At 59.4% G+C, this 3760-nt stretch carries 2 protein-coding genes; both read left to right on the top strand.

All coding sequences use genetic code 11. The annotated features are described in order from the left end of the window. The first annotated feature begins 558 nt into the window (after nt 1–558). Entirely contained in the window at nt 559–2091 is a 1533-nt protein-coding gene (locus EKD05_RS25145; protein ID WP_129678360.1) for an MFS transporter, read from the top strand. Nucleotides 2092–2225: 134 nt separating this feature from the next. Then, the coding region (locus EKD05_RS25140) for a lipopolysaccharide assembly protein LapB (protein ID WP_129678358.1) at nt 2226–3760 on the top strand (1535 nt) is incomplete at its 3' end.

Genomic DNA, 3760 nt, shown 5'->3' with positions numbered 1-3760 from the left:
AGGCCGAAATAACGAAGCGCCCTGGTGACGGGGCGCGTCCTGATGCCACTGCGTAGTCCCTAATGTGTATCGGTCTCAGTCTTTAGACAGTTGACACCGCTCGCCCAAGTATTACCATAGAAGAGATGGCTTCATGCCATGTGCCATTGAAAGCCCGTCAGACCTCCCAGGTCTTCACGTCCTGTGAGTTCTCATGCGGGTTTTGTTTCTGAGGAGCGCAGCGCAGCGACGGGGCTCGGGCATCCCTACGGCAGCGATGCTTCGCTCTGCTCCTGATAACATCCCTAGATGTTATCTCGGCACCACTGGCCCGTGAGCCATTTGATACTCAGCAGGATATGGCTGCGCCCATGTCAGAAACCTTACTTCTCAGCGCAATGAGGGGTGCGTCAACGAAGTTTTCTGGGGTCGTTCGCCGACCACGAATGGGGCCAAGAAGAAACGAATACCGCACCGCCCCTATTCGTATATTCGTGAGTGTTATTCGTGGCCGGCGGTGCTATCAGAAAACTTCGTTGACACACCAGTAACTGTCATTCGATTCGGAGATATGTACCTATGAGCGCGCTTGCCACGGGATCTTGTCCCGCTCAGCTTCCCTCTGATGCCCTCAATGTTGAGCCAGCACTTCAGGCTGATTTCCTCACCGACGAGCCATCGATCGTTCCTTCGGTTGCCTTGCCCCCGTTGATGGATGCGCCAACCGAACTGCCACCCCTGCATCGGGTGGATCAGGCAGCGATGCCGCACGACAATCTCGCTGCGGCCCCTTCTGAGCCTCAACAGGCTCGCGTGAGCGTTGAGTCAGTTCCCCCACCCTCGAGCCTCACTCAGGCCGAAGTACGGCAAGCCTTGCGCCTTTCAACCATTGAAGGCGCGGTCGCCAATGTCCACCTTGCCATCACCGGGGCCATCGGTGGCAGTGTCTTTTTGACCGGGTTTGCCGTGTTGCTCGGTGCCAATAGCTTGCACATCGGGATGCTCGGTGCACTACCGTTCATTGGGCAGTTGACCCAGTTTGTCGCGGCCTACCTTGAAGATCGTTTTGGTCATCGGCGCCGCCTTGTGCTGACCGGTACCCTCGTCGGTCGTTTGATCTGGGCCGCGCTCCTGACCTTGCCTTTCCTCGCGCTGACCGAAGATACACGCTTGTTGACCTTTTTTGCCTTGCTGGCCTGTTCCTATGCCGCCAATGGCATCGCCGGCAATGCCTGGCTTAGCTGGATGAGCGATCTTGTGCCCCCACGTCGCCGTGGGAGTTACTTTGGGATCCGCAATACCGTTGCGACGCTGTCGGCCATGATCACCACGTTCCTGGCTGGCCTGACGATTGACCATTTTCGCCTTCAAGGCCGCGAAGCAACAGGCTATGCCTTTATTTTTGCGGTTGCTGTGCTTGCAGCCATCGGCGCAGCACTGCTGATCCATCGCCAGGCTGAACCACCAGTGCAACCTAAACCTCGCATGCGCCTCACCAAGATGTTCAGTGCCCCCTTTCAGGAACGTCCGTTTCGCTCGTTTGTGATGGCTAATGTCGGCTGGGCACTCGTGACTGGCATTGCCTCGCCCTTTTTCTTTGCCTATGGCTTGACCGTCCTTGGCATCAGTTTTTCTACCCTGAGCCTCACGGTGATTGTCACCAGTGCGGTCTCGCTCATCTTTAATCCGCTGGTTGGACGACTGCAGGATACCGTCGGCTCGCGGTTGGTGCTCGTCGGGTGTATGCTCGGGACGGTGCCCCTGCCCCTGGCCTGGGTCGTCGCCACCCCTACGAATCTCTTCCCAATCTGGCTCGCCGCGATCTTCACAGGTGTCTTCTGGCCCGGCCTGACCCAGGGGCTCGCCAATGTCTTGATGGAACGCGCTCCCGCCGCCCATCGCGGTTCCGCGATCGCGGGCTATGGGGCCGTGACTGGCTTCGGAACCTTGATCGCTGGCCTCATCGGGGGAAGCCTCGCTCTCTGGTTTGCCCAGATCCATCTCAGCCTTGGAATGGTTACCGTAACCGGACTCGCGTTCCTCTTTCTGCTCACATCCCTCGGTCGGATCTTCATGGCCGCTGTCTTTTGGCGTACGCTCGCTTCCCCTTGACATCAGCCTTGTATTCAGCATATACTTTACGCATCAAAGGCGGGGTAGTATGCTGATAGCTGGTGTTGTACCCTGCTCACCTTCAGGATGTTTCCTCCCCCACCGCTCTGCAAAGTATAGCAGGAGGCGTTCGCATGGCTACGATGAGCCTGCAAGCCGCATATGATCAGGCCCGCAACTATCTTGAGGCCAATCAGGTCGATCAGGCGATTGGTGTGGCTCAGCAGATCCTTGACCACTTTCCTGAAAATCTTGAAGCTCACCGGGTTCTTGGTGAGGCCTATCTCGCTGGACGGCAGTTCGATCAGGCCGAGGCTGCCTTTAGCCGCGTGCTCTTTGTTGATCCTGAAAGCATTCCCGCTCACGTTGGCCTCGGGATTACGTTTGAACGCCAGGGGAACCTTGAACACGCGGTCGCTGAATTTGAACAGGCCCTCGAGATTCGGCCCGATATGCCCGAATTGCGCGGGCAATTGCTTCGCCTCTATACCGATCTCTGGGGTGCCGAGGGCGCAACCCTCCGCTTGAGCCGCCCCGGCCTCGCACGCCTCTATGCCAAGGGCCATATGCTTCCTCAGGCTATTCAAGAGTTCCGTGGCGTGATTGAGGAGCATCCCGATCGCTTCGATGCCCGCGTTGGCCTCGCTGAGGCTCTCTGGCGCGATGGGCAGGAAGAGGCTGTTGTCGAGTTGTGTGAGCAGATCCTCGCCCGGCGCCCCGAGGTGCTCAAGGCGAATCTGCTCCTTGGTTATATCCTCCTCGCTGGTGGCGATCCCGCCGGTGAAGCCTATTGGCGTCATGCCCAGGCCCTCGACCCCTATGAACTGGTCGCCCATGCGCTCTTTGATACGATGCCTGGTATCGTTGGTTCAGAACTTGTCGTCCCCGCATGGGACGAGGCTGCTTGGCTGGCTCGACGTGCCCAGGCCGATGAGCCGCCCGATGCCCTCCCTCTCGCGGAAGAACCAGACGCTGTCTTCGCACAAGCCGCTCCCCCAGTAGAGCCGACCGTGACCGCTGAGGAGGTGCTACCTGAACTGCCTCCATCCCCTCCTGTCAGCGATTTTGATGATGAAGATGATTTCCTCGCGAGTCTCCTGGCGATGGACGCTGGCTCTGCAGAGGAGACGGCTTTCGCTGAAGCGAGTGGGGTGACGCCGTTTAGTTTTGATGAGCAACCTCCTCTGGCTGAGTCTCTTGCTCCTTCTGATGTTGAGCCTTCCACATCCGCTTTTGCGTTTACTGAAGACGTTGCTCCTGTGGAGTATGCCGCTCCCGCTGCCGAGGACGACGTCGACCTGACGCCCTTCTCGCTCGATGACCTCGGCCTCAGCGCGGACGAGATCGCGCAACTCGAAGCCGCTGTCCCTGCGGAAGAGGCCGCCCCCGCTGCCGCTGCCGAAGATGACGTCGACCTGACGCCCTTCTCGCTTGATGACCTTGGCCTCAGCGCGGACGAGCTCGCGCAACTCGAAGCCGCTGTCCCTGCGGAAGAGGCCGCCCCCGCTGCCGAGGACGACGTCGACCTGACGCCCTTCTCGCTCGATGACCTCGGCCTCAGCGCGGACGAGATCGCGCAACTCGAAGCCGCTGTCCCTGCGGAAGAGGCCGCCCCCGCTGCCGCTGCCGAAGATGACGTCGACCTGACGCCCTTCTCGCTTGATGACCT

Origin of the sequence: Candidatus Chloroploca sp. Khr17, assembly GCF_004138165.1 — a bacterium.
In the GTDB taxonomy this organism is placed as follows: Bacteria; Chloroflexota; Chloroflexia; order Chloroflexales; family Chloroflexaceae; genus Chloroploca.
The sequence above is the reverse complement of the archived record's forward strand: the minus strand, read 5'-3'. Positions and strand labels throughout refer to the sequence as shown.

Coding starts and splice junctions, on each gene's coding strand:
- EKD05_RS25145 (WP_129678360.1), top strand. CDS start 559: ATGAGCGCGCTTGCCACGGGATCTTGTCCCGCTCAGCTTCCCTCTGAT.